Origin of the sequence: Kitasatospora sp. NPDC048407, from assembly GCF_043200475.1 — a bacterium.
Classification (GTDB): Bacteria; Actinomycetota; Actinomycetes; order Streptomycetales; family Streptomycetaceae; genus Kitasatospora.
In genome coordinates, this window is record NZ_JBICXW010000031.1 from 13,668 (window position 1) to 37,248 (window position 23,581).

General features: G+C 72.7%; 24 protein-coding genes. 6 read left to right on the forward strand and 18 right to left on the reverse strand.

The window, feature by feature from the left end:
- Positions 1–367: 367 nt before the first annotated feature.
- The gene (gene rpe, locus ACGFWJ_RS33495) at positions 368–1,054 is read right to left on the reverse strand and encodes a ribulose-phosphate 3-epimerase (protein WP_387861936.1); all 687 of its coding nucleotides are present in this window, start codon (positions 1,052–1,054) and stop codon (positions 368–370) included.
- 242 nt (positions 1,055–1,296) lie between these two features.
- Here rpe and ACGFWJ_RS33500 point away from each other — a divergent pair, with 242 nt between their 5' ends.
- Together ACGFWJ_RS33500 and ACGFWJ_RS33505 are read left to right on the forward strand one after the other, a co-directional pair.
- Complete coding sequence (locus ACGFWJ_RS33500) at positions 1,297–2,157, forward strand: hypothetical protein (protein ID WP_392956217.1); 861 nt, start codon at positions 1,297–1,299, stop codon at positions 2,155–2,157.
- A gap of 209 nt (positions 2,158–2,366) precedes the next feature.
- Complete coding sequence (locus ACGFWJ_RS33505) at positions 2,367–3,221, forward strand: hypothetical protein (RefSeq protein WP_387642866.1); 855 nt, start codon at positions 2,367–2,369, stop codon at positions 3,219–3,221.
- A gap of 31 nt (positions 3,222–3,252) precedes the next feature.
- Here ACGFWJ_RS33505 and ACGFWJ_RS33510 read toward each other — a convergent pair whose 3' ends face one another.
- Positions 3,253–3,903 carry a C39 family peptidase gene (locus ACGFWJ_RS33510; RefSeq protein WP_392956219.1) on the reverse strand — a complete coding sequence of 217 codons (651 nt, stop codon included), beginning with the start codon at positions 3,901–3,903 and terminating at the stop codon, positions 3,253–3,255.
- A gap of 215 nt (positions 3,904–4,118) precedes the next feature.
- On the opposite strand from ACGFWJ_RS33510, the gene ACGFWJ_RS33515 reads away from it, so the two are divergent.
- The gene (locus ACGFWJ_RS33515; protein WP_392956222.1) at positions 4,119–4,841 is read left to right on the forward strand and encodes a leucine-rich repeat domain-containing protein; all 723 of its coding nucleotides are present in this window, start codon (positions 4,119–4,121) and stop codon (positions 4,839–4,841) included.
- 36 nt (positions 4,842–4,877) lie between these two features.
- On the opposite strand, the gene ACGFWJ_RS33520 is transcribed toward ACGFWJ_RS33515, so the two are convergent.
- The 5 genes from ACGFWJ_RS33520 to ACGFWJ_RS33540 all read right to left on the reverse strand — a co-directional run bounded on the left by ACGFWJ_RS33520 (position 4,878) and on the right by ACGFWJ_RS33540 (position 9,284).
- Entirely contained in the window at positions 4,878–5,849 is a 972-nt protein-coding gene (locus tag ACGFWJ_RS33520) for an aldo/keto reductase (protein ID WP_392956224.1), read from the reverse strand.
- A 69-nt stretch (positions 5,850–5,918) separates the two neighbouring features.
- A complete protein-coding gene (locus ACGFWJ_RS33525) occupies positions 5,919–6,704 on the reverse strand; it encodes an ABC transporter permease (RefSeq protein ID WP_392956226.1) in 786 nt (261 codons plus the stop codon).
- Positions 6,701–7,666 (reverse strand): ATP-binding cassette domain-containing protein, encoded by a 966-nt coding sequence (locus ACGFWJ_RS33530; RefSeq protein WP_392956229.1) that lies wholly within the window; start codon positions 7,664–7,666, stop codon positions 6,701–6,703. The genes ACGFWJ_RS33525 and ACGFWJ_RS33530 overlap by 4 nt, the downstream gene beginning before the upstream one ends.
- 633 nt (positions 7,667–8,299) lie before the next feature.
- A complete protein-coding gene (locus ACGFWJ_RS33535) occupies positions 8,300–8,860 on the reverse strand; it encodes a trypsin-like peptidase domain-containing protein (protein ID WP_392956232.1) in 561 nt (186 codons plus the stop codon).
- A 91-nt stretch (positions 8,861–8,951) separates the two neighbouring features.
- A complete protein-coding gene (locus ACGFWJ_RS33540) occupies positions 8,952–9,284 on the reverse strand; it encodes a trypco2 family protein (RefSeq protein WP_392956234.1) in 333 nt (110 codons plus the stop codon).
- Positions 9,285–9,403: 119 nt separating this feature from the next.
- Between ACGFWJ_RS33540 and ACGFWJ_RS33545 the strand changes: the two genes are divergently transcribed.
- The gene (locus tag ACGFWJ_RS33545; protein ID WP_392956236.1) at positions 9,404–10,093 is read left to right on the forward strand and encodes a TetR/AcrR family transcriptional regulator; all 690 of its coding nucleotides are present in this window, start codon (positions 9,404–9,406) and stop codon (positions 10,091–10,093) included.
- Between the two features lie 144 nt (positions 10,094–10,237).
- Here ACGFWJ_RS33545 and ACGFWJ_RS33550 read toward each other — a convergent pair whose 3' ends face one another.
- The 3 genes from ACGFWJ_RS33550 to def all read right to left on the reverse strand — a co-directional run bounded on the left by ACGFWJ_RS33550 (position 10,238) and on the right by def (position 13,478).
- Entirely contained in the window at positions 10,238–11,671 is a 1,434-nt protein-coding gene (locus ACGFWJ_RS33550) for an RsmB/NOP family class I SAM-dependent RNA methyltransferase (RefSeq protein ID WP_392956238.1), read from the reverse strand.
- Positions 11,672–11,779: 108 nt separating this feature from the next.
- The gene (gene fmt, locus ACGFWJ_RS33555; RefSeq protein WP_392956320.1) at positions 11,780–12,712 is read right to left on the reverse strand and encodes a methionyl-tRNA formyltransferase; all 933 of its coding nucleotides are present in this window, start codon (positions 12,710–12,712) and stop codon (positions 11,780–11,782) included.
- A 220-nt stretch (positions 12,713–12,932) separates the two neighbouring features.
- Positions 12,933–13,478 (reverse strand): peptide deformylase, encoded by a 546-nt coding sequence (gene def, locus ACGFWJ_RS33560; protein ID WP_387642877.1) that lies wholly within the window; start codon positions 13,476–13,478, stop codon positions 12,933–12,935.
- A gap of 215 nt (positions 13,479–13,693) precedes the next feature.
- Here def and ACGFWJ_RS33565 point away from each other — a divergent pair, with 215 nt between their 5' ends.
- Together ACGFWJ_RS33565 and ACGFWJ_RS33570 are read left to right on the forward strand one after the other, a co-directional pair.
- Positions 13,694–14,164: a hypothetical protein gene (locus ACGFWJ_RS33565; RefSeq protein WP_392956241.1), complete on the forward strand. Its 471-nt coding sequence runs from the start codon at positions 13,694–13,696 to the stop codon at positions 14,162–14,164.
- Positions 14,165–14,399: 235 nt separating this feature from the next.
- Positions 14,400–14,894 (forward strand): VOC family protein, encoded by a 495-nt coding sequence (locus ACGFWJ_RS33570; protein ID WP_387861649.1) that lies wholly within the window; start codon positions 14,400–14,402, stop codon positions 14,892–14,894.
- 30 nt (positions 14,895–14,924) lie between these two features.
- On the opposite strand, the gene ACGFWJ_RS33575 is transcribed toward ACGFWJ_RS33570, so the two are convergent.
- The 8 genes from ACGFWJ_RS33575 to ACGFWJ_RS33610 all read right to left on the reverse strand — a co-directional run bounded on the left by ACGFWJ_RS33575 (position 14,925) and on the right by ACGFWJ_RS33610 (position 23,522).
- The gene (locus ACGFWJ_RS33575) at positions 14,925–17,027 is read right to left on the reverse strand and encodes a primosomal protein N' (RefSeq protein ID WP_392956323.1); all 2,103 of its coding nucleotides are present in this window, start codon (positions 17,025–17,027) and stop codon (positions 14,925–14,927) included.
- A 59-nt stretch (positions 17,028–17,086) separates the two neighbouring features.
- Positions 17,087–18,298, reverse strand: a complete 1,212-nt coding sequence (gene metK / locus ACGFWJ_RS33580; protein ID WP_387642880.1) for a methionine adenosyltransferase — start codon at positions 18,296–18,298, stop codon at positions 17,087–17,089.
- Between the two features lie 236 nt (positions 18,299–18,534).
- Positions 18,535–19,740: a bifunctional phosphopantothenoylcysteine decarboxylase/phosphopantothenate--cysteine ligase CoaBC gene (coaBC, locus tag ACGFWJ_RS33585; RefSeq protein ID WP_392956244.1), complete on the reverse strand. Its 1,206-nt coding sequence runs from the start codon at positions 19,738–19,740 to the stop codon at positions 18,535–18,537.
- A 307-nt stretch (positions 19,741–20,047) separates the two neighbouring features.
- On the reverse strand, positions 20,048–20,314 hold the full coding sequence (rpoZ, locus tag ACGFWJ_RS33590) for a DNA-directed RNA polymerase subunit omega (protein WP_100835243.1): 267 nt from the start codon (positions 20,312–20,314) through the stop codon (positions 20,048–20,050).
- 52 nt (positions 20,315–20,366) lie between these two features.
- Positions 20,367–20,924 carry a guanylate kinase gene (gene gmk / locus ACGFWJ_RS33595; RefSeq protein WP_387642882.1) on the reverse strand — a complete coding sequence of 186 codons (558 nt, stop codon included), beginning with the start codon at positions 20,922–20,924 and terminating at the stop codon, positions 20,367–20,369.
- A gap of 48 nt (positions 20,925–20,972) precedes the next feature.
- Entirely contained in the window at positions 20,973–21,299 is a 327-nt protein-coding gene (gene mihF, locus ACGFWJ_RS33600; protein ID WP_030459182.1) for an integration host factor, actinobacterial type, read from the reverse strand.
- A gap of 229 nt (positions 21,300–21,528) precedes the next feature.
- Positions 21,529–22,368, reverse strand: coding sequence for an orotidine-5'-phosphate decarboxylase (gene pyrF, locus ACGFWJ_RS33605; protein ID WP_392956249.1), 840 nt, complete (start codon positions 22,366–22,368; stop codon positions 21,529–21,531).
- Between the two features lie 56 nt (positions 22,369–22,424).
- A complete protein-coding gene (locus tag ACGFWJ_RS33610; RefSeq protein WP_387642884.1) occupies positions 22,425–23,522 on the reverse strand; it encodes a quinone-dependent dihydroorotate dehydrogenase in 1,098 nt (365 codons plus the stop codon).
- Positions 23,523–23,581 lie beyond the last annotated feature (59 nt).

Genomic DNA, 23,581 nt, shown 5'->3' on the forward strand with positions numbered 1-23,581 from the left:
GCGCTGCGCCTGCGATGCGCGGACAGGTCGCGAGCCGGAAAGCTGTGCGTGGTGGATGCTGCGTTGACCGCCCCGGCAACCACCGCCGGAACTCGCGTGGCGCAGGCGCCAGTCACGGACGCCTGCGCCGGTCTCCGCGACCGGGTCCGCCGTCTCGGCCCCGGCCCCGACCCCGGCCCCGGCCCACCGGCCCGAACACCGAGCATCGGCAGGCCGACCCACCCATCACCGTCGCCGTCCGACCCCAACGGCCAACGCCAGCAGGCCCGCCCGCCCCTCAGCCCGTGCCATGCCGGCAGTGCCGTCAGTACCGTCCGTGCCGTCAGTACCGTCCGTGCCGTCCGTGCCGTCCGTACCGTCAGCACCGTCAGTGCCGGCAGCCCCACCCGGCCGCCGCCGTCGCCGTCTCGGCCTGGGCCCGCAGGGCGCTGATGGCGGCGGCCGGGTCCGCCGCGCCGTACACCGCCGAGCCCGCGACGAAGACGTCCGCGCCCGCCTCCGCGCAGGCCTCGATGGTGGCGGGGGCGACGCCGCCGTCCACCTGGAGCCACAGGTCGAGGCCGTGCTTGTCGATGAGCTGCCGGGTGCGGCGGATCTTGGGCAGCATGATGTCGAGGAAGGCCTGGCCGCCGAAGCCGGGTTCCACCGTCATGATCAGCAGCATGTCGAGTTCGGGGAGCAGGTCCTCGTAGGGCTCGATCGGGGTGGCGGGCTTGAGCGCCATCGAGGCCCGGGCGCCCTTGGCGCGGATCTCGCGGGCGAGGCGGACGGGTGCGGCGGCGGCTTCCACATGGAAGGTGACGGAGCCGGCGCCGGCCTCCACGTACTGCGGGGCCCAGCGGTCGGGTTGTTCGATCATCAGGTGGCAGTCGAGCGGGATGTCGGTGGCCCGGGCCAGGGATTCGACGATCGGCACGCCCAGCGTGAGGTTGGGGACGAAGTGGTTGTCCATCACGTCGACGTGCAGCCAGTCCGCGCCGCGCACCGCCTCGGCTTCCTCGGCGAGGCGGGCAAAGTCCGCGGACAGGATGCTGGGGCTGATCTGGGCCATGATCGACCACCTTCGTGCGGGGGCTGGAACGCCGCGGGAAACGGGTACTTCGGCCCCATCATCCCGCGCCCCGTCACCCGCAACCGCACACCGCAACCCCCGGGTGACCGTCATCACACCCCGGCCGAGGTTACCGTGGCGGCCACTGCGGCCATCAGCCCCCTGTACCAACCCCCAGCCCCACCCCACCCGTCAATACCCATCAATACCCATCAATCCGACAGAGCCCGAGGAAGGCCTCCCCCATGTCCGCTACCGCCGCCGCCCACCCAGCCCGCGCACTGTGGCGGCTCTACGAGCCGGTGTACGCCGTCACCTTCCTCCAGCCCGAGAGCCGCGCGGCCTTCGAGGCGGTGGGGCTGGACGGCAGTTGGCGCGGCTACTTCGCCGGCCGCGCGGCCCCGTTGGGTGCGGTGGACGCGCCACAGGTGATCGCCGCGTTCTTCAGCTTCTCCCCGACGATGGTCGAGCAGGCCGTACCGGACGTGTGGACGCACACGAGCCCCGAACAGGCGCTGGCCGCCCGGCTCCAGAGCTCGGAGGCGGTGCTGGCCCGGCTGCTGGAGCCGGTGAAACCGGAACAGATCGACGCGGCGGCGACCGCGCTGGACGAGGCGGTGGCCCAACTCGACTGTGCGGGCCGGGTGTTGGCAGCCGCCAACGCCGCACTCCCCCGGCCGACGAACGTCTACGGGCGACTGTGGCAGGCCGCGACCGTGCTGCGCGAGCACCGCGGCGACAGCCATGTGGCGGCACTGGTCGCGGCGGGGCTGGACGGCTGCGAGGCCCCGGTGCTGCACTGCGCGCTGGACGCCAGCCGCGAGGTGCTCCAGCCGATGCGCGGGTGGACGGACACCGAGTGGGAGGCGGCAGCGGCGCGACTGGTCGAACGGGGCTGGCTGACGGCGCAGGGGACGGTCACCGAGCTCGGCCGCATCCAGCACCGGTCCATCGAGGCCGCCACCGACCTCGCCGCCGGCCGCGTCTGGGAGAGCATGCCGCAGGACGAACTCGACCGCCTGAAAGCCGACTTGAAGCCGATCGCGGCGATCTGTCGCGATCGGATGCCGGTCAACCCGCTCGCGATGCCACCGGCGAACCACTGACCCGACCGAACACCGGCGCCCCGCCCCGACCGAACACCGGCGGACCACTGACCCGACCGAACACCGACGCCCCGGCACCCAGGCAACCCGGCCGCGGCACACAGAAGTTCACACGGCGGCAACACATGCCCTTCCCGCCGCCGACCCGCTCTGGCAGGCTCACGAAGCAGCTGGACCCGCACAGCTCGACCCTCACCGAAAGGCGTCCGATGACCCAGGTCGTCCACCCCGCACGTGCCCTGTGGTGGCTGTTCGAACCCGTTCACGCGCTCACGTACTTCTCGCCGGAGGCCCGCGCCGCGTACGAGGCGGCGGGGCTGCGGGGGTACTGGCGCGGATACTTCGGTGGGCGGTCGGCGCCGCTCGGTGCGGTGGAGGCGGCGCCGGTGGTGGCCGCGTTTTTCAACTTCGCGCCGCAGATGGTGGAGCGGGCGCTGCCGGAGATCTGGGGGCGGGCGACGCCCGAGCGGGCGCTGGAGGCCCGGGTGGAGGGTGCGACCGGTGCGCTCGGGCGGGTGCTGGCGGAGGTGAAGCCGGATCTGATCGACCGTTCGGTGGAGCTGCTGGAGCGTGCCGTCGAGGGCCTGGACTGCGCGGGGCGGGTGCTGGCCGCCGCGAACGCCGCGCTCCCGGCACAGGACGGGCGGCTGGCCCGGCTGTGGCAGGCCACCACGGTGCTGCGCGAGCACCGCGGCGACGGACACGTGGCGGCGCTGGTCGCCGAGGGGCTGGACGGCTGCGAGGCGCTGGTGGTGCGCTGCGCGCTGGACACCCGCCGGGAGACCATGCAGCCGCACCGCGGTTGGACGGACGCCGAGTGGGACGAGGCGACGGAGCGCCTGATCGGACGTCAGTGGCTGGCGGCGGACGGTTCGCTGACCACCGAGGGCCGCCGCCGCCACCTCGCGCTGGAGGCCGCCACCGACCTGGCCGCGTCCCGGGTCTGGGCGCACTTCCACCGCACCGAGCTCGACGAACTCGCCGACGCGCTCCGCCCGATCTCCACCGCGTGTCGCGCCGACCTGCCGCCGACCACCCCGATCGGCCTGCCGAACGCCTCCTGACCACCCGTCTCGGGCCGCCGCCGTTCGAGTGTCAGTACGGCGGCGGCCCGAGCAGAACGCCGCGGCCCGCGTAGAACCGGTCGAAGTCGGCCCAGGGCACCCGGGCGGCGCGCTGGGATTCGTCGGGGAAGCCGGACGGGTTGTGGATGTACAGCGCGTCGTCGTCGGCGCCGACGGCCAGCACCAGGTGGCCGCCGGGGCGGGGGACCTCGGGGGCGAGGGTCCGGATGGCGGGGTGGACGGAGATCATCGGGAGGACGCCCCGGGCGAGTTCCTCCGGCAGCCGGTCGACGGGCAGCGGGCTGATCGCCTGCGCGTCCAGGCCCCAGCGGGTGCGGACGTAGTCGGCGAAGGGCGAGTGGATCAGCCCGTCGAGCCGCCCGTCGGGGTGCCGGATGTACGCGCCGGCCAGTTCGCACTCCTCGGCCAGCCGCACGGACGCGGGGGCGACGCCCCACCAGTGGTCGAGGACCATCCGCAGGCAGGCCATTCCGCACAGCCGCCAGGACCAGTACTCGTACTCGCCCTCGTCGGCCGCACCCGAGCGTTCCCACAGCGGGTCGTCGGCGGCCCGCAGTGTGCCGTCGAGGATGTCGGGCACGAGTTCGGGCGACTCCCACTGGGAGTAGTAGGGCACGGCATGGATGATCGGCTTCACCCGGTCATCCTGACGTACTTTCATCCCGATCCGGCGCACCCTCGCCCGCGACACCTCAGAACCCCTCCACCACCCGAACAGCGGCACCCCGCACCTGCTCACCCGCACCCAGCCGAGTCACCGCCCGCCCAACTCCTCGCCGTGCGATGATCGTTGCTCCCCACCGGACGGAGCCGGCAGTGAACGAAGCCCCACCGAACCTCGAACTCGGGCCCCCGGCGCCGGTTCGAGAAGGCGCTGTGACCGGGCCCGTCGTCAGCCTGTGGCGGGCGGGGCTCACCGCCGTGCCGGACCACGTGTGGCAGCGCACCGACGCCGAGGTGCTGATCCTCGCCGAGAACGCTCTGACCGAACTCCCGGACACCATCGGCGAGTTCACCGCGCTGCGCACCCTCGACCTGGGCCACAACGCGTTCACCGCCGTCCCCGAGCGGCTCGGCGACCTCACCGGCCTGCACGGGTTCCTCTATCTGCACGACAACCGGCTCACCCGGCTGCCGGCCACTCTCGGCCGGCTCCACCGCCTGCGCTACCTGAACGTCGGCGACAACCCGCTCACCGAACTCCCGGACGCCATCGGCGACTTGGCCGAGCTCATCGAACTCCGGGCGCAGCGATGCCAGTTGACCAAGCTCCCGGAGACCCTCGGCGCACTCTCCCGACTCCGCGAGCTACGCCTGGAGGCCAACTCCCTTACCACGCTCCCGGATTCGCTCGCCTCACTCCTCCAACTGCGCTGCCTCGAACTGCGCGGCAATGCCCTGACCAGCCTCCCCCGCGCCCTCGCCGCCCTGCCGCTGCTGCGCGAACTCGACCTGCGCGGCAACCCGTTGGGGCCGCTTCCCGACTGGCTGGCCGAGCTGCCCGCCCTGGAGAAGCTCGACCTGCGGTGGACACCGTCCGCACCGGACCCGCGACTGGTGGAGCGGCTCGAACGGCGCGGCTGCACGGTCTGGTACTGACCCCCGGGAGCGCAGAACCGCCCCGGGGGCCCAGGATCACCAGGCGTAGTGCTCGGGGGCGGTGCGGTGGCCGGGGAAGATCTCGTCCAGCCGCTCCAGCGTCTTGGCGTCCAGCTCGACGTCCAACGAGCGTACGGCGGCGGTCAGTTGCTCCTCGGTGCGGGGGCCGATGATCGGCGCGGTGACGGCGGGGCGGCTGTGCAGCCAGGCGAGCGCGATGTCGCCGGGCCGGTGGCCGAGTTCGTCGCACAGGTCCTCGTACGCCTGGATCTGCTCGCGCCGCTCGTTGAGGGTGTCGACGGCCCGGCCCTGGGTGCGGCGCACGCCCTCGCGTTCCTTGCGCAGCACGCCGCCGAGCAGGCCGCCGTGCAGCGGCGACCAGGCGATCAGGCCGAGGCCGTAGTGCTGGGCGGCGGGGACGACCTCCAGTTCGACGCTGCGCTCGATCAGGTTGTACAGCGACTGCTCACTCGTCAGGCCGAGGAAGTGCCGGGCCCGGGCGGCCTCTTGGGCCTGGGCGAGGTGCCAGCCGGCGAAGTTGGAGGAACCGACGTAGATGATCTTGCCCTGGAGGGTGAGCACCTCCATCGCCTGCCAGATCTCGTCCCAGGGGGTGGCCCGGTCGATGTGGTGCATCTGGTACAGGTCGATGTGGTCGGTCTGCAGGCGGCGCAGGCTGGCGTCCACGGCGCGGCGGATGTTGAGCGCGGAGAGCCGGCCTTCGTTGGGCCAGTCGCCCATGTCGCCGTAGAGCTTGGTGGCGATCACGGTCTTCTCGCGCCGGCCGCCGCCCTTGGCGAACCAGTTGCCGATGATCGTCTCGGTGAGGCCCTTGTTCTCGCCCCAGCCGTAGACGTTGGCGGTGTCGAAGAAGTTGATGCCGTGCCCGTGCGCGGCGTCCATGATCCGGTGCGCGTCGGCCTCTTCGGTGTGCACGCCGAAGTTCATGGTGCCGAGGCACAGCGGGGAGACGGACAGGCCGGTGCGGCCGAGGTGGGTGTACTCCATGACCCCAACCCTCTGCCGCCCCGGCCCGGTTGTCCAGTGCGCAACGCCCTTACCAGGATTGACGCATCCTCAGCGTCCGGCGCGGGCGAAGTTCCGCACGGCGAGCGGCACCGCGAGCGCCAGCAGCAGCGCGCACCAGCCGAGCGCGGCGGCCACCGGGTGCTGCGCGGGCCAGGCGTCGCCGGGCGCGGACGGGTTGCCGAACAGTTGCCGGCCGGCCTCCACCACGGAGCTGACCGGGTTCCACTCGGCGATCGCGGCCAGCCAGCCGGGCATCCCGCCGGTGGGCACGAACGCGCTGGTCAACATCGACAACGGGATGGCGAGGACGGCGAGTTGACCGGCCGTCTCCTCCTTGCCGACGGCCAGGCCGAGCGCGGTGCCCAGCCAGCCGCAGGCGAACCGGAACAGCAGCAGCAGGCCGAACGCGCCGAGCGCCGGGCCCAGTCCGTGCCGGATCCGCCAGCCGGCGGCCAGGCCGACCAGCGCGGTCGGCACCAGGACGACGGCGGCCACCAGCAGGTCGGCCAGCGCCTGCCCGGTGAGCAGGCCGAGCCGGGACACCGACATCGACCGCAGCCGGTCGGTGACGCCCCGTCCGGCGTCCCGCGCGCCGCCGACCATGGCGGGCATCACGGCGTTCACCGCGACCATCGCGAACAGGCCGGGCATCAGGTACTCGCGGTAACCGCCGCCCGGCACGTTCATCGCACTGCCGAACACGTACCCGAACACCCCGACCATCGCGACCGGCACCATCAGCGAGGACAGCAGCAGACCGGGCGAGTGCCGGTAGATCAGCAGGATCCGCCGGGCGGACGCAGCGGCGTCCACGGGCATCGTCAGCGCACTCATGCGGCCGTCTCCGTCTCCGTCACGGCGCCCGCGCCGGTCAGCGCGAGGAACACGTCGTCCAGCGAGGGGGTGCGCAGCGCGACGTCCCGCGCGACCACCCCCGCGGCATCCAACTCCCGTACCAGGTAAGGCAGGACGAGCGGCCGGGCCGGGTCGGAGACGGCACTGACGCGGTACTGCGCCGCGTCCACCTCCGGTGCGCCACCGGTGAGCACGGCCAGCACGGCGCGGGCCCGTTCCAGGTCGGCGCCCTCGGGCAGGGTGAGTTCGACCAGGGTGCCGATCGCGGCCTTGAGCCGCTGCGGGGTGTCGTCGGCGACGGCCCGCCCGCGGTCCAGCACGGTGATCCGGTCGGCCAGCCGGTCCGCCTCGTCCAGGTACTGGGTGGTCAGCAGGACGGTGGAGCCCTGTGCGGCCAACTCCCGTACCGCAGACCAGATTTCCCGTCGGCTACGCGGGTCGAGCCCGGTGGTCGGCTCGTCCAGGAACAGCACCCGCGGCCGGGTGATCAGGCTCGCCGCCAGGTCCAGCCGGCGGCGCATCCCGCCCGAATAGCCGCGCACCAGCCGATCGGCGGCCTCCTCCAGTGCAAACTCCGTGAGCAGCTCCGCCGCCCGCGCCCGGGCCTTCGCCGCTCCCAAGTGGTGCAGCCTGCCCAGCAGTTCGAGGTTCTCCCGGCCGGTGATCCCCTCCTCGACCGCCGCATACTGCCCGGCCAGCCCGATCACCCGCCGCACCGCCGCAGCCTCCCGCCGCACCTCGTGCCCGCACACCCGGGCCTCCCCCCGATCCGGCCGCACCAGAGTGGCCAGGATCCGCACCAACGTGGTCTTCCCCGCCCCGTTGGGCCCGAGCAGACCGCACACCGCCCCTTCCGGGACATCGAGTTCGAGTCCGTCCAGCGCGCGTGTGGCGCCGAAGGTCTTGCCCAGGCCGCGAACGGCAATGACCGGGTCGCTCATGGCAGGCCCTTTCTAGGTACAACGTACGTAGTGTTGCTGCGCAGGAGATTACTGGGTACGACGTACGGAGTAAAGCCTTCGGGTCGGCGGACACACCGGCGGATGCCAGACAGTGACGGCGAGTTGGACCGGGCAGTCCTCGGGCGGCGTCCGCGCCGACGCCGGTGGGGCGCGCGCGACGATCCCGACTACGGGCGGAGCAACGGCATCCTCGGCCGGCGCCCCTCACCGAGTCCCCGATGGCGACGGGCCCCGACCCGCTGCGCGCCGCCCCGGTACGTGCCCGGGCGGGCGGCGTCCAGCAGGTCCGCCAGTGCGGTCATGCCGGGTGAGAGGGTTGCTGTACCGCTTCCCGCCGAGCCCGCCGAACCCGGCCCGCTTCCCGCCGAGCCCGCCGAACCCGGCCGGTTCGGACCAGTTCCGCAGCTGCCCCAGCAGAGCGTCCCGGCCGTGGAGCGGGACGATCCGGCGGGTGGCGTCCAGCAGCGCCGCAGGCGAACGCGCCGGCGCGCCGTACCGCTCGGGAAGGGCCGCCTGGTGCGCCAGTTCGTGCAGTTCCACGGCCTCCAGACCGGCGACCAGGAGGCCGTGGGCGGCCAGCGCGGCCCCGAACGCCGGATCGCGGTGCAGCGCCTACGCGGGCGACAGCACCAGCCGACCGTTGCCGGTGTACGCGCGCTCGGCCGTCACCACGCCGGTCAGCAGCGGCCCGCAGAACACCGCGCCGCCCGACATCCCGCCCCACACCGGCACCGGCCGGTCCCAGCCCGGCGCACTCCCGCGCACCGTCATCACGTACCGGTCGGCGACGTACCCGCTGCCCGGGTTCAGCCACCCGGACGACTGCTCCACCTGCGCCGCCCAGCCCTCGCGCTGCGCGTGCTCCGGCAGGCCCCACGCCTGGCAGTCCACCCCGGTCCGGTCGGTGACCAGCCGCCCCCAGCGCACCGGCTGCGGCTCGGCCCAGCCCGGGCCGTCGTCCACCCGCAGCAGCGCCGCGTCGTCCCGGCCGCACCACACCACGACCGCCCCGAACGTCCCCGCCTCCCCCGGCCGGAACACCCGCACCCGCACCCCGACGGCCGCCGCGCCCCCACCCGACGGCCCCGCCACCGCGTGCGCCGACGTCAGCACCAGCCGCCCGCCGATCGCACAGCCGGACGCCCGCCCGGCCGGCGCGTCCACCCCCACCACCCGTCACCGATCCACCCGGCCCCTCCCCTCGCCCGCCGTGTGCCGCCGGCCCCGGACGGGACCGGCGAACGCAGCCCTGCCCGACGGCCCGTTACTCCGGGATGCGGTCCGAGGTCTCACCCGGACCCGACGGACGGGTCGGGTCGCCGTGCACCAGCAGGTCACCACCGTTCGCGGCGCGCGGGGTCAGCGTGAACGAGACCCGGTGCGTCCGGCCGCGCGAAGCGCCCGCCTCGACCTCCGCGCCGACCGCGAAAATCTTGAACCCGCCCTTCGCCTTGGTGTCGGCCCGCAGTTCGACCTCGAACTCCATCTCCACCGGCCCCACCGCGAACACCAGATCCGGGTGCTCGCCCCCGACCCGGGCCGCCGCCAACAACTCGTCCCGCACCGCCGCCACCGCATCCACCAGCGGAATGTCCATGCCCAACCCCTTCTCACGTCCTGCCACTTCGGCGGGCACCACGGTAGGCCGCCGCCGCCCACGCCCGCAGCGGAATACGTCCGTCACTTGCGTAGACTGACCGCCGAGGTGATCCAACAATGTCGTCCGGCGAGGAACCCGAGCTGATCTGGCTGCGCCCGGAACACTCCGGCCGCGGGCCCCGCCCGGCACACAGCCGGACTTCGATCGCCCGGGCAGCGGTCGACCTCGCCGACCGCGAGGGCCTGGACGCGGTGACGATGCGCCGGATCGCCGCCGAACTCGGCGCCGGCACCATGTCGTTGTACAACTACGTGCCGAAAAAGGAGCACCTCTTCGACCTGATGGTCGACGTGCTCGCCGCCGAATACGACCTACCTGAACACCCCACCGGCGACTGGCGAACCGATCTCACCCTGCTCGCCCACCAGTTGCGCACCGTCCTCACCCGGCACACCTGGGCCACCACCCTGATCGCCCACCGCCCCGGCCTCGGCCCGAACGGCCTCCGCGTCACCGAGTACCACCTCGCCGCACTCGCCGGAACGCCCCTCGACGGCACCGCCAAAATGGAAGCCTTCTCCCAACTGACCGGCTACGTCTGCCAATTCACCGACTGGCAACACCGCTCCACCGCCGCCGGCCACCGCTGGCTCACCGACCTGGTCCGCTACCTCCAGACCGCCACCGCCACCGGCCAGTACCCCCACCTCGCCGCCACCCTCGCCGAGAGCGCCACCCCACCCGACACCGACGCCACCTTCGAACGCGGCCTCCAACGCCTCCTCACGGCCCTGATCGAGGGCTAGGGGCGCTGGGGGTACCCCCAGCGAAGCGAGGGGGCGGAACTGCGCGAAGGGGAACGCACCCCACCGCAAGATCGCGACGCACGACAATCACTTGCACGTGCGCGCGACCTCACGGACCGGTGAGCGCTCGCGCAGCCCCGCCCCTCAGGCAGTCCGCCGCAGCAACGCCAGATACATCGCGTCCGTCCCATGCAGGTGCGGCCACAGCTGAACGTCCGGCCCGTCCCCCAGCTCCGGCACGCCCGGCAGCAGCGGCCGGGCGTCGACCCACTCCACGTCCTCGCGGCCGCGCAGCACGTCGTCCACCACGGCGCGCGTCTCGGCCAGGTGCGGCGAGCACGTCGCGTAGCCGACCACGCCGCCGACCCGCGCCGCGTCCAGCGCGTTCCGCAGCAACTCCCGCTGCAGCGGCCCGAATCCGGCAATGTCCTCCGGCCGACGACGCCACCGCGCCTCCGGCCGACGTCGCAGCGCACCAAGGCCCGAGCACGGCACGTCCACCAGCACCCGGTCGAACGCCCCTTCCTGCCAAGCCCCTTGCGTACCGTCCGCCGTGATGACCGCATACGGCCCGGGATTCCCGTTCAACGCACGCGCCACCAGCCGGGCGCGGTGCGGCTGCTTCTCGGAGGCGACCAGGGCCGCCCCGCGCGAAGCGGCGATCGCACCGAGCAGCGCGGCCTTGCCGCCGGGGCCGGCGCAGCCGTCCAGCCAGAGCCGGTCGGGGCCGTCCACGGGGGCGTTGGCGAGTGCGAGCGCGACCAGCTGGCTGCCCTCGTCCTGCACGCCGGCCCGGTTCTCGCGGACGGCGTCCAGCCCGGCGGGGTCGCCGCCCTCGGCGAGCCGCAGCGCGTACGGGGACCAGCGGCCGTCCTCGGCCTCCGGCAGCGCCTCGCGCAGTTCTGCGACGTCGGAGCGGCCGGGGCGGGCGACCAGCGTCACCTCGGGGCGGGCGTTGTCTGCCTCCAGCAGGCGCTCCATCGCGGCGCGGCCGGCGTCCTCGGGCTGCCAGCGGCCGAGCGCGTCCCACAGCGAGGAGACCACCCAGCGCGGGTGCGAGTGCACGACGGCGAGGTGGTCCTCGGCGTCGTCCTCGTACGGCGGGGCGACCTGGGCGACCCAGCCTTCCAGGTCCTGTGCACTGATCTTGCGCAGCACGGCGTTGACGAACTTGGCGCGGCCGTCGCCCAGCACCACGCGGGCGAGTTCGACGGTCGCGGAGACGGCGGCGTGGCTGGGGATGCGGGTGCCGAGCAGCTGGTGCGCGCCGAGCGAGAGGACGTCCAGCACCGGCGGGTCGACCTCGCGCAGCGGGCGGTCCACGCAGGCGGCGATGATCGCGTCGTAGGTGCCCTGGCCGCGCAGCGTGCCGTAGACCAGCTCAGTGGCGAGCGCGGCGTCGCGGCGCTCCATGCCCTTGCGCTCGGCCTCGCGGAGCAGCGACGGCAGGATCAGGTTGGCGTACGCGTCGCGCTCGTCGACGGCGCGCAGCGCGCGGAACGCGACGATCCGGGCCGGGTCCTTCTTGGGGCGGCGGTGCGGACGGGGGGCGCGCTTGGCGCCGGCGGGGGTGCTCAACGGGTGCCTCGAAACAAAGTGCTGCGGATCAGGTCCGACCCGGCAGCGCGGCCGGGCCTCACCCCGAAGTCTAGGGCGCGACCCGGCCGAACCGGACATCAACCGGCGTCAGCCCTCGAAGCGCTCGCCGGACTCGATCCGCGCGCCGCGCGCCCAGTCGGCGGCCGGCATCGCCTTCTTGCCCTGCGGGCGGACCTCGCCGAGCTCCACCTCGTGGCTGCCGGTACCGACCCGCACGCTGTTCTTGCTGACGGCCAACTCCCCTGCCGCCAGGCCGACTTCACCGGGCAGCAGCCGCACGGGGCCGGTCACCTTGAGCCGCTCGCCACGGAACGTGGTCCACGCGCCGGGCGCGGGCGCGCAGCCGCGCACCACCCGGTCGACCCGCAGCGCGGGGTGGGTCCACTCGATCCGGGCGTCCTCGACGGTGATCTTCGGCGCCAGCGACACCCCGTCCACGGGCTGCGGCTCGGGGCGGGCCTGGCCGTCCTCGATCGCGTCCATGGTGCGCACCAGCAGGTCCGCGCCCGGCTGCGCGAGCCGGCCGAGCAGGTCGCCGCTGGTGTCGGTGGGCTTGACCGTCTCGGTCAGGACGCCGAACACGGGGCCGTCGTCCAGGCCCTCCTGGATCCGGAAGGTGGACGCGCCGGTCACCTCGTCGCCCGCCATGATCGAGTGCTGGACGGGGGCCGCGCCGCGCCACGCGGGCAGCAGCGAGAAGTGCAGGTTCACCCAGCCGTGCACCGGGATCTCCAGCGCGCCGGGACGGATCAGCGCGCCGTACGCGACCACCGGGCAGCAGTCGGGGGCGATCTCGGCCAGCCGGGCCATGAACTCCGGCTCACTGGGACGGGCCGGCTTGAGCACCTCGATGCCCGCCTCCTCGGCGCGCTGCGCGACGGGGCTGGCCACCAGCTTGCGCCCGCGCCCGGCCGGCGCGTCGGGGCGGGTCACCACGGCGACCACCTCGTGCCGGGAGGCCAGCAGGGCGTCCAGGGCGGGAACGGCTACCTCGGGGGTGCCGGCGAAGACGAGACGCACGGGCATGGGCCTTTCTTGAAGTCACACCGACCAGCAGGAAGTCCCACTGGTCAGAACATCGGATTGCCGGAAAATGATCGTCACTTGATCGGGCCTCCGGCTCATCGGGCCTTCGACTCATCGACCCCTGCGACAATCCCGCAATCCCGTCGAAACACGTCGAAACACGTGGAAATCCGTCGAAACGCGGGGCACCAACGGGCGCTCGGCGCCGAACCCGTCAGCGAATGACGCCGAACGTGGAATGCGGCGAGATCTTCACCGTCGGCGCCGGAGCCCCGCCCCAGTCCGCCTCCCGGATCGCCTTCATCGCCGCCTTCCGGGTCTCCCGGTCCAGCCGGTCGATGAAGATGATCCCGTCCAGGTGGTCGGTCTCGTGCTGGATGCACCGCGACAGCAGCTCGGTGCCCTCCACCGTCACCGGGTCCCCGTACATGTTGAAGCCCTTCGCCACCACGCCGAACGCCCGCTTGGTGTCGAACCGCAGCCCGGGCAGCGACAGGCAGCCCTCGGGGCCGTCCTGCTCCTCCTCGGTCAACGACAGGTCGGGGTTGATCAGATGCCCCACCACACCGTCCACGTTGTACGTGAACACCCGCAACGAGACGCCCAGTTGCGGCGCCGCGAGGCCCGCGCCCGGCGCCTCCAGCATGGTGTCCGTGAGGTCCTTCACCAGCCTCCGCAGCTCCTTGTCGAAGGTGACCACCGGCTTCGCGGCAGACCGCAGCACGGGGTCACCGAAGATCCGGATCGGCTGAACTGCCAAGACTGCGACTCCCTCTGCACCCGGAACGGGATGTGAACGACGACCTACCGGGAAGTCTATGCAATCCCCGTCACCTGTTCGGAGCGGTCACCGACAAATCCCGACTCGCACTCCGGGCGTGACCCAACGACCCGACGTGCGTTGGTCAATGCGAATTGACCGGGACGCGCGAGCGCCCCGAGCACGCGACCCGACCGAGAGGTGGCAACCAGGCCATGGCCGAGCAGATCAACCACGACGCCCGGGCCAGGGCGTCCCTTCACCTGCTGGTGCGGGACATCGAACGGGTCCGTCGCCAGGTCGACGCCCTCCGCACGCTCACCGCCCAGCTGGGCAACGTCTACCGCCCGCGCCGCCCCAGCACCTCCGCCGGCTTCGTGGTCTACGGCCGGGCCCCCGCCCCCACCGTCCGGCTCGCCCAGGAACTGCGCGAAAGCGTCGAAACCCTGGTCGCCGCCGCCGTCGAGTTCGACCGCGCCCTCGGCTTCTCCTGGGACTCCGTCGGCTCCGCCCTCGGCGTCACCAAGCAGGCCGTCCACCGCCGCTACGGCGTCCGCCGCCCCACCACCGAACTCCTCCCCGCCCCCCGCGAAACCGAGCCGGCGCCCCCGGCACCCCCCACCCCCCGCCCCCCGATCCCCCAGGCCCGCCAGGCCAGCCCCTTGTTGCCCCAACGCACCCGGTAAGGAAGCAGCGGCGCGGGGAACTGCGCGAAGGGGAACGCACCCGCCGGCAAGATCGCGACGCACGACAATGACTGGCACGTGCTCGCGACCTCACGGACCGGCTTGCGCTTGTCGCCCAGCTCTCCCGCGCCCAAAAATTTCGTACCCATTCCCCCCACCCCGGTGGTCCCCCTCCCCCTCCCGTCCAAGAATCGATCTCGCACGCCATCCTGCGCCGACGAGAGGGATCGATCCCATGGCCGTGGCCAATACCCCGATGAACCTGACCCGTGCCGCCCATGTCGGCATCTCCGTCTCCGACCTGGACACCTCGATCGAGTTCTACCGCGCCCTGACCGGCCGGGAGCCGGTCGTCGCCGACGAGACCATGCACAGCGTCCCGTTCGGCCTCTCCCAGGGCCTGCCGTCGGCGAAGCTCCGCTACGCCACCATCAACCTGGACAACAGCCTCGGCATCGACCTGATCGAGTTCCAGCAGCCGATCGGCTACCGCACCAACGGCGCGGCCAACCGCCCGGGCTCGATGCACCTGTGCTTCCGGGTCGACGACTTCGACGCCGTCCTCGGCCGGATGAAGGAGGCGGGGTACGGCTTCCTCGGCGACGACTACACCTTCCTGGCCGGCGAGGTCACCCCGGAGTCGGCGCTGGGCACCAAGGTCGCCTACTTCAACGACCCGGACGGCACCAACCTGGAGATCATCCAGCCCAAGGGCGGCTTCGCGAGCTGACGTCGACACCCCGCGAGCCACGGACCCGACTCAACCGATGTCTGTCGGGTCCACCCGAATCCGCACCGTCTCCGCCCCTCGCAGCGCCAGCCGGGCGATCTGCGCCGCCTTCAGTGCCGAAGCCAGCGCGGCGCCCTGCCCGGGCGCGACCCGCACCAGCGCCCGCTCGGCGGTCTCGCCCTTGGGCCCGCCGTACACCGGCACCGGCCCGAGCACGTCCGCGCCCTCGGGCAGCCGCACCAACCCCAGCAGGTCCTCCACGGCCTGTGGGGGTCCCGTCACCGCGGCCATCCGGGACACCGGCGGGAACCGGAGTTCCTCCCGCTCGTCGAGTTCCACCCCGGCGTGCCCGGCGGGATCCCATCGCACCAGCGCCTGCACGGGCCTCGCGGCCGCCTCGGCGACCACCACCACCGTCCCGCCGTCCCCGGCCGGACGGACCAGCGAGGCGGCCGTCAGCCACCGCCGCACCGTCTCCTCGCCGGCCCGCAGGTCGGGCCGGTTCAGCAGCGCCCACCCGTCCAGCAGCAGCGCCGCCGCGTAACCGGGCCCCTCCGCCACCGGCTCCGCGCCCGGCGTCGAAATCACCAGCGCCGGGGACGAAGGGACGGAAGCAAGGATCGCGTCCCGCCCGGACGTCCGCACCGGCACCCGCGGGAACGCCTTCCCGAGCTCCTCCGCCGTCCGCCGCACGCCCACCACCTGCGCCCGCAGCCGGAACGACCCGCACTCCAGGCAGTGCCAGTCGTGCTCCTCCGTCCCGCACCACGCGCACACCAGCGCCGCGTCCGCCGCCGGAGACTCCAGCGGCCCCCCGCACGCACGACACCGCACCGGCTCGCGGCAGCGCCCGCACGCCAGCCGGGGCGCGTAACCCCGCCGCGGGACCTGAATCAGCACCGGACCGCGCGAAAGCGCCTCGCGCGCCGTCTCCCACGCCACCGAGGGCAGCCGCGCGGCCTGCGCCGCCGCGTCCCGGCCCTGGTCGTGCTCGGTCACCGTCCGCACCCGCGGCGCGACCTGCCGGACGACCTCGCGCGGAGCGGCCAACGGCCGCGCCCACCCACTGCGCAGCAGCTGCGCGGCCTCGACGGTCATCGAGACGCCGCCGAGCAGCATCGCGGCGCCCTCCTCGGCGGCCCGCAGCAGCGCCACCTCCCGCACGTGCGGGTACGGCGCGTTGGGATCGCTGTGGCTGCTGTCGCCGTCCGACCACACCACCACCAACCCCAGGTCACGGACCGGCGCGAACACCGCCGCGCGGGTCCCGATCGCGGCGTGCACCGAGCCCCGGCTGACGGCCAGCCACCGCCGGTACCGTTCCTGCGGGCCCGCCTCGGCGGCCAGCACCGCGTGCCGGCCCTCCCCGAGCACGCCCCGCAGCGCGGCGTCGACCCGGGCGACCGAGCGCCCGTCGGGCAGCACCACCAGCGCACCGCGCCCGGAGGCGAGCGTCGCCGCCACCGCCCGCGCGATCTCGAACGGCCACTCGGGGCCGGGCAGCGCCGTCCACACCGCACGCGGCGCGTGGCCGCCCGCCAGCGAGGCCAGGAAGTCCGGCCCGTGCGCGTACCGCTCCCAGCTGCCCACCGCCGGAGTGCCGGGCGGCGGCAGCGGCCGCGGCGAGTCCTCGCCCTCGGCCCCGGCGTGCCGCGGCGGGATCGCCAGCTGCAGCACATCGGCAAGGGTGCCCGCGTACCGGTCGGCGACGGCCCGGCACAGCCGAAGCAGCCCGGGCGTCAGCACCACCTCGGGCGAGAGCACCCGGGCCAGCGGCGCCAGCGGGCCCGCGTAGTCGGAGTCGTCCCGCCGTTCGACGATGAACCCGTCGTGCAGCGCCCCGCCCTCGCGCCGCCCGTGCGCGCCGACCCGCCCCCCGAAGCGGACCCGGACCCGGACGCCGGGCCGGGCGTCCTCGGACATCGCTTCGGGCACCGCGTAGTCGAAGTACTGGTCGAGGCTCAGCACGCCCTTGTCGACCAGCACCCGGGCCACCGGCTTCCGCTCCGCCAGGACGACGCCGCGCGCGGCCCGAGGCTTCGCCCGGCGCACTGTCTCCCGGATGAACGCCAACTGCTCTCCGGCCCCGTCCGCGCTGCTCACGCCCCCAAACCTAGCGGACCGCACCGACATGACGACAAAGCCGCCCGCCGAGGAGAATCCCTCGACGGGCGGCAGCGTCAACAGCGAGCTCAGGCGGCGACAGCGGCCTTCAGCGCGTCCACGCGGTCGGTGCGCTCCCAGGTGAAGTCCGGCAGCTCACGGCCGAAGTGGCCGTACGCGGCGGTCTGCGCGTAGATCGGCCGCAGCAGGTCCAGGTCGCGGATGATCGCGGCCGGGCGGAGGTCGAAGACCTTGCTGACGGCTTCCTGGATCTTCTGCACCGGAACGGTCTCGGTGCCGAAGGTCTCCACGAACAGGCCGACCGGCTCGGCCTTGCCGATCGCGTACGCGACCTGCACCTCGGCGCGGCCGGCGAGGCCGGCGGCGACGATGTTCTTCGCCACCCAGCGCATCGCGTACGCGGCGGAGCGGTCGACCTTGGACGGGTCCTTGCCGGAGAACGCGCCGCCACCGTGGCGGGCCATGCCGCCGTAGGTGTCGATGATGATCTTGCGACCGGTGAGGCCGGCGTCGCCCATCGGGCCGCCGATCTCGAAGCGGCCGGTCGGGTTGACCAGCAGGCGGTAGCCCTCGGTGGTGAGCTTGATGCCCTCGTCGGCGAGCGCCTTGAGCTCCGGCTCGACCACGAACTCGCGGATGTCCGGGGTGAGCAGCGACTCCAGGTCGATGTCCGAGGCGTGCTGCGAGGAGACCACGACGGTGTCCAGGCGCACGGCGCGGTCGCCGTCGTACTCGATGGTGACCTGGGTCTTGCCGTCGGGGCGCAGGTACGGGATGGTCCCGTTCTTGCGGACCTCGGTCAGGCGGCGGGAGAGCCGGTGCGCCAGGGTGATCGGCAGCGGCATCAGCTCGGGGGTGTCGTCGCAGGCGTAGCCGAACATCAGGCCCTGGTCGCCGGCGCCCTGCCGGTCCAGCTCGTCCTCGACATCGCCCTCGACCCGGTGCTCGTGGGCGGTGTCGACGCCCTGCGCGATGTCCGGGGACTGCGAGCCGATGGACACCGACACGCCGCAGGAGGCGCCGTCGAAGCCCTTCTTCGACGAGTCGTAGCCGATCTCCAGGATCTTCTCGCGGACGAGCTGGGCGATCGGCGCGTACGCCTTGGTGGTGACCTCACCGGCGATGTGCACCAGGCCGGTGGTGATCAGGGTCTCCACGGCGACGCGGGAGGTCGGGTCGTCCTTGAGGAGGGCGTCCAGAATCGTGTCGCTGATCTGGTCAGCGATCTTGTCGGGGTGGCCCTCGGTGACGGACTCCGAGGTGAACAGGCGGCGAGACACAGCGCTCCCTGGGGTTGCAGCGGCTGCTGACTGAATGCGCTCGGAAGTCCCGAGGCATCCGGAAAGACTTGATTCCTGCTGTGGAGTGTAACGGTCGGCTACCGATCACGGACACTCTCTGTGCGCCCCGAACATGTCCGCGATGTGAATCACATTCGGTTGAAACCGGCGGAAACACTCCCGGAACACCCCGGGCCGATCCCCAACTGCCCGGGCCGCTCGGGGTTTTGCGGAAGTCAGTCGGCGAGCCGGACGGCGACCTGGTCCCAGATCGCGTCGGCCAGCACCTCCTTCGGACCATCCGCGATGTGGACCTCCGAACCGTCCGCGCCGAGCAGCACCGCGCTGTTGGTGTCCTGGCCGAACGCCTTGCCGTCGCCGACCTCGTTGACCACCAGCAGATCGCAGCCCTTGCGGGCGAGCTTGGCGCGGCCGTTGGCGAGCACGTCGTCGGTCTCGGCGGCGAAGCCGACCACCAGCTGTCCGGGGCGGGCCCGGTCGGCGGAGATCTCGGCCAGGATGTCGGGGTTGCGGACCAGCACGATCGGCGCGGGCTCGACCCCGTCCACCTTCTTGATCTTGCCGGTGACGTACTCGGCGGGCCGGAAGTCGGCGACCGCGGCGGCCATCACCACGGCGTCGGCCCCGGCGGCGGCCTTCAGCACGGCGTCGCGCAGCTGCAGCGCGGTGCCGGCCCGGACCACGTCCACCCCCGCCGGGTCGGGCAGCGCGGTGTTCGCGGCGATCAGGGTGACCCGGGCGCCGCGGGCGGCGGCGGTGGCGGCCAGCGCGTAACCCTGCTTGCCGGACGAGCGGTTGCCGAGGAAGCGCACCGGGTCCAGCGGCTCCCGGGTGCCGCCGGCGGAGACCACCACGTGCCGGCCGGCCAGGTCCTGCTCCAGCGAACCGCGGGCCAGCACCCGCCGGCAGGCGGCGAAGATCTCGCCCGGGTCGGGCAGCCGGCCCTTGCCGGTGTCCACGCCGGTCAGCCGGCCCACGGCGGGCTCGATGACGATCGCGCCGCGGCGGCGCAGCGTGGCCACGTTCTCCTGGGTGGCCGGGTGCTCCCACATCTCGGTGTGCATGGCGGGCGCGAACACCACCGGACAGCGGGCGGTCAGCAGGGTGTTGGTGAGCAGGTCGTCGGCGAGGCCGTGGGCGGCCTTGGCGAGCAGGTCGGCGGTGGCCGGGGCGACCACCACCAGGTCGGCCTGCTGCCCGATCCGCACGTGCGGGACCTCGTGCACCCGCTCCCAGGTCTCGGTGGCGGCGGGCCGCCCGGACAGCGCCGCCCAGGTCGCCTCGCCGACGAAGTGCAGCGCGGCGGCGGTCGGCACCACCTGCACCTGGTGCCCGGACTCGGTGAACCGGCGCAGCAGTTCGCAGGCCTTGTACGCGGCGATCCCGCCGCTGACACCGAGGACGACACGGGGCGCGGTCATGGCGGTCGATTCTCCTAACGACGGGTCAACCAGCCCACCTTACGACCCGCCGCCGGACCGCTGCGACGTGTCTCCGCGCACACCACCGGCCCACCCGCGCACACCCCGGGGGAGGTGGCGGCTGTTCGCAAGTGATCGCGCCCGGTCATAAGTGATCACGCGCCGGAGATTGTCTACGCGGAGATTATCTGCGCATAGACCAACTCCGCCCCGGCCACCCAGACACCACCGGCCCGCCCGCGCACATGCCGAGGGCCCGCCCGACGCCCATGGCATCGGACGGGCCCTCGAAGGAAATGCTGGGGGCTCAGGCGCCCTCGATCGCCTCGGCGGTGAGCAGGCCGGCGTTGATCTCGCGGAGCGCGATCGACAGCGGCTTCTCGTGCACGTGGGTGTCGACCAGCGGGCCGACGTACTCCAGCAGGCCCTCGCCGAGCTGGGAGTAGTACGCGTTGATCTGGCGGGCACGCTTGGCCGCGTAGATCACCAGGCTGTACTTGGAGTCGGTGGCCTCGAGCAGCTCGTCGATCGGCGGGTTGATGATGCCCTCGGGCGCGGTCATCGAAGAGGACACGCTGAACCTTCCGAAGTGGTTTTCATGGATTGGCTGGATGCAGCCGATCCGGTCAGGCTACACCGAGCAAGGCTAGCAGTTCGGCCGCTACCTGCTCGACGGAGGTATTGACAAGCGTCGTGTCGAACTCCGCCTCGGCGGCGAGCTCGATCCGGGCCGCTGCCAGCCGCTCGTCGATGACGGCCTGCGACTCGGTGCCGCGGCCGGTGAGCCGGCGCACCAGCTCGTCCCAGCTCGGCGGGGCCAGGAAGACCAACTGGGCCTCGGGCATCGACTCCTTGACCTGCCGGGCACCCTGGAGGTCGATCTCCAGCAGCACCGGCTCGCCCTTGTCGAGCTTGTCGACGACGGCCTGCCGGGGGGTCCCGTACCGGTTGCCGGCGAACACTGCCCACTCCAGCAGTTCGCCGTTGGCGACCAGCTTGTCGAACTGCTCGTTGTCGACGAAGTGGTACTGCACTCCGTCGCGCTCACCCGGGCGCGGGTGGCGGGTCGTCGCCGACACCGACAGCCAGACCTCGGGGAACTGCTTCCTCATATGAGCGACGACCGTGCTCTTGCCGACCCCGGAGGGGCCGGAGAGCACGGTCAGCCGCGGACGCTCACTCATGTACCGATTATCCCGGATCGCGGAGGTTCCGCCGACACCGGCCTCCGCTCAGGAGGCGGCGCCGCCGAACTCCCGCTCCAGGGACGCGATCTGGTTCGTACCGAGGCCCCGCACACGACGGCTCTCGGAGATGCCGAGGCGCTCCATGATCTGCTTGGCGCGGACCTTGCCGACACCCGGCAGGGACTCCAGCAGAGCGGAGACCTTCATCTTGCCGATGACCTCGTCGTCGGACTTGCCGGCCTTGATGACGTCGTGCAGCGAGGCGCCCGAGTGCTTCAGCCGGTTCTTGACGTCGGCACGCTTCCGGCGAGCCTCGGCGGCCTTGGCGAGCGCGGCGGTGCGCTGTTCGGGAGTAAGGGGCGGAAGAGCCACGCCGTTCACCTCAGGTGTGGATGGAAGGGATGTTCCATGACTGGGTTGTGCCCGGACGCCACAGGCTCTGACCTGCGACGGTGGCCGGAACCACCGCCAACTGGCGTCCTACCGCCGGACACTACCCAACTTGGGCCGCCACGTCAGGAAAAGAACACGAAAAGTCCAGGTCAGCAGGGGCCGACCCGGGACTTTTCCGGGCAAATCAGCCGAGTTGGCCACCTCCGGGTCACGCGTTTGTGACGGCCCTCACATCATCGACGAACACCTGCGCGGCCTGTCGCAGTGCGGCGACCGACGGTCCGTGCTTCAGCACATCGCGGCTCACACTGGGCACCACGTTGCGCACCTGGTCGCCGAACACCCGCGGCAGGTCCTGCGCGGTGGCGCCCTGCGCACCCACGCCGGGGGCCAGCAGCGGGCCGTTGATCGCCAGGTCCACGCCCGCGTCGGCGAGCGTCGCGCCGACCACCGCACCGAACGAACCCAGCGGCGCCGCACCGGAGTTCTCCGCCGCGAGCCGCCGCAGCACGGCCTGCGCGACGCTCTCGCCGTCCGCGCCGATCGCCCGCTGCACCTCGTGGCCCTCGGGGTTGGAGGTCAGCGCCAGCGCGAACAGACCGCAGCCGTTGGCGTGCGCCAGGTCGACGGCCGGCTGCAGCGAACCGAAGCCCAGGTACGGGCTGACGGTGAGCGCGTCGGAGAACAGCGGGCTGTCCGGCGACAGGAAGGTCTCCGCGTAGGCGGCCATGGTGGAGCCGATGTCGCCGCGCTTGGCGTCCATCAGCACCAGCGCGCCCGCCTCCCGGGCCTCGGTGACGGTGCGCTCCAGCACCGCGATGCCGCGGCTGCCGAAGCGCTCGAAGAACGCCGACTGCGGCTTCAGCACGGCGACCCGGTCGGCCAGCGCCTCCACCACGGTGCGCGAGAAGCTCTCCAGGCCGGCGAGGTCGTCGTTCAGGCCCCAGGCGGTGAGCAGCGAGCCGTGCGGGTCGATGCCGACGCAGAGCTGGCCGCGGGTGTCCAGGGCGGTCCGCAGGCGGGTGCCGAACGGCGTGATGTCAGTCATCGGTGTCTTTCCTCAGTCTCAAGAATGTGGTCGGCTGCCCGTTTCGAGGAACGGGCTCAGCGGATGCCCTTGCCGACCGCCTCGCCGATGGACGCGTAGCCGGCGGCGCGCAGGCGCGCGGACAGGCCCTTGTGGACCTTGCGCATCCAGAACGGGCCTTCGTAGATGAACGCGGAGTAGCCCTGGACCAGGTCGGCGCCGGCCAGGATGCGCTGCCAGGCGTCCTCGGCGGTCTCGATGCCGCCGACCGAGATGATCGCGAGCCGGCCCTCGGTGCGCTTGCGCAGCCGCTCCAGCACCTCCAGCGAGCGGGCCTTCAGCGGGGCGCCGGACAGGCCGCCCATGCCGATCTCCTCGATCCGCGCGGCGGGGGTCTTCAAGCCTTCGCGGCCGATGGTGGTGTTGGTGGCGATGATGCCGTCCAGGCCGAGGTGCAGCGCCATGTCGGCGATCTCGTCGATGTCCTCGTCGGCGAGGTCGGGGGCGATCTTCACCAGCAGCGGCACGTGGTGGGTGGTGACCTCGTCGGCGGCCTTGCGGACGTCCCACAGCAGCGGGCCGAGGATCTGCACGGCCTGCAGGTTGCGCAGCCCGGGGGTGTTCGGCGAGGAGACGTTGACGACCAGGTAGTCGGCGTAGGGCGCCAGCGCCTTGGCGCTCTTCAGGTAGTCGGGCGTCGCCTGGTCCTCGGGAACGACCTTGGTCTTGCCGATGTTGATGCCGACCACGGGGGTACTGCTGGTGCGCGCGCGGCCGGCCAGGCGGGCGGCGACCCGGGCGGAGCCCTGGTTGTTGAAGCCCATCCGGTTGATCAGCGCGCGGTCCTCGATCAGGCGGAACAGGCGCGGCGCGGGGTTGCCGGGCTGGGGCTCGCCGGTGATGGTGCCGATCTCGACGTAGTCGAAGCCGAGCATCGACAGGCCGTCGATGCCGATGCCGTTCTTGTCGAAGCCCGCGCCGAGGCCGAACGGGCCGGGCAGGTCCAGGCCGAGGGCGGTGGTGCGCAGCTTGGGGTCGCGCGGGGCGAGCACGGCCCGCACCAGCGAGCGCAGGCCGGGCACCGAGCTGGCCAGCCTGATCCAGAAGAACGCCAGGTGGTGGGCCTTCTCCGGGTCCATCTTCTTGAACAGCAGGTTGAACAGCAGCTTGTACACGTGGGGCCTCCGACGGCTGGCTGGGCTCGGGCATGGACGTGGGGGGCACCCGGCGTGCG